The 1,971-nt window shown below is 76.5% G+C and carries 1 protein-coding gene; it reads left to right on the top strand.

The window, feature by feature from the left end:
* Window positions 1-1,971: primosomal protein N' (locus P1P70_RS44015; RefSeq protein WP_319248036.1), on the top strand; the 1,971-nt coding region annotated here is incomplete at both ends.

Raw genomic sequence — 1,971 nt, 5'->3', positions numbered from 1 at the left:
CCGGAGCAACTGGCTCTTGTCCGGGAGGCTGTGCGCAAGGCCAAGGTGCCGCGGGCGAAACCGCGGACCTGGCGGGGGGCGGCGCTGGCCAAGGAGCTGCCGGTCGCCCGGGTGCTGGTCGACAAGGGAGTGCTGCATCTCGACCGGTACTTCGACTACGCGGTACCGGAGGAGTTGGACGCGGTCGCCCAGCCGGGTGTGCGGGTGCGGGTGCGGTTCGGGGCCGGCGGGCGGAATGTCCGCGAAGGGCGACGCGAGGGCGGCTCGCTGATCGACGGTTTTCTCGTCGAGCGGGTCGCCGAGTCGGACTACTCCGGCCCCCTGGCCGCGCTCGCGCAGGTCGTCTCCCCGGAACCGGTGCTGGGGCCCGAGCTGTTGGGGCTGGCACGGGCCGTGGCGGATCGGTACGCGGGGAGCCTCGCCGATGTGCTGCAGCTGGCCGTTCCGCCTCGGCACGGCCGGGCGGAGGCCGTGGAGATGGGCGAGCCCGCGCCCCCTCCCGCCGCTCCCGAGCCCGGGTCCTGGCTGCGGTACGGGCGCGGGGAGGGGTTTCTGCGGGCGCTGGCCGACGGCGGCGCGCCCCGGGCCGTGTGGACCGCGTTGCCGGGGCCGCAGTGGGCCGAGGAGATCGCGCGGGCCGTGCAGGCGACGCTGGCGTCGGGGCGCGGGGCGCTCGTCGTCGTACCGGCCGGGCGGCCGGCCGCTCGGGTCGACGAGGCGCTCGGGCAACTGTTGGGGGAGGGGCGGCACGCGCTGCTGACCGCCGATGCCGGGCAGGAGAAGCGGTACCGGGAGTGGCTGGCCGTGCGACGGGGGGCCGTACGGGCTGTGGTGGGGACCCGGGCGGCCATGTTCGCGCCGGTGCGGGACCTCGGGCTGGTCGTCGTCTGGGACGACGGCGACGCCAGTCACAGTGATGACAACGCGCCCTTCCCGCATGTGCGAGAGGTGTTGGAGCTGCGGGCCTCCCGGGACAAGTGCGGCTTCCTGCTTGGGAGTTGGAGTTGTACGGTCGAGGCCGCACAGCTCGTCGAGAGCGGCTGGGCCGCGCCGATCGTGGCCGGGCGGGAGCAGGTGCGGGCCGCCGCGCCGCTGGTGCGGACCGTGGGGGACACGGACCTCGCGCGGGACGAGGCGGCTCGGGCGGCGCGGCTGCCGAGTCTCGCCTGGCAGGTCGCGCGGGACGGACTGCGGGACGGGCCCGTGCTGGTGCAGGTACCCCGGCGCGGCTATGTGCCGCGGATGGCCTGCGCGCGCTGCCGGGAACCGGCCCGGTGCCGGCACTGTGCGGGGCCCCTGGAGGCGCGGGACGGCTCCGGGGCACTGCGGTGCGGATGGTGCGGGCGTGAGGAGGGCGGCTGGCACTGCCCCGAGTGCGGAGCCCACCGGCTGCGGGCACAGGTCGTGGGCGCGCGGCGGACCGCCGAGGAACTGGGGCGGGCCTTTCCCGCCGTGCCCGTGCGGACCTCCGGCCGGGAGCAGGTACTCGACACCGTGCCGGGGACGCCCGCGCTGGTCGTGAGCACGCCCGGGGCCGAGCCGGTCGCCGAGGGCGGGTACGCGGCTGCCCTGCTGCTCGACGGCTGGGCGATGCTCGGGCGGCCCGATCTGCGGGCCGGGGAGGACGCGCTGCGGCGGTGGATCGGCGCGGCCGCGCTCGTACGGAACCAGGGGGTCGGCGGCACGGTCGTCGTGGTCGCCGAGCCGACGCTGCGGCCCGTGCAGGCGCTCGTGCGGTGGGATCCGGTGGGGCACGCGGTGCGGGAACTCGCCGAACGAACCGAGTTGGGGTTCCCCCCGGTGTCGCGAATGGCTGCCGTGTCCGGACCGGCCCAGGCGGTGGCCGACTTCCTGGCCACGGTCGAACTGCCGTCGGACGCCGAGGTGTTGGGTCCCGTGCCGATGGCGGGACCGACGGTTCCCGGGGCCGGTGCGGGGCCTGCGGCAGGTGGGGGAAGGGCGCGTCTGGCC

The organism is Streptomyces sp. MB09-02B, from assembly GCF_033794485.1.
Taxonomy (GTDB): domain Bacteria; phylum Actinomycetota; class Actinomycetes; order Streptomycetales; family Streptomycetaceae; genus Streptomyces.
Note: the sequence above shows the minus strand (reverse complement) of the source record. Positions and strands in the feature narration are given on the sequence as shown.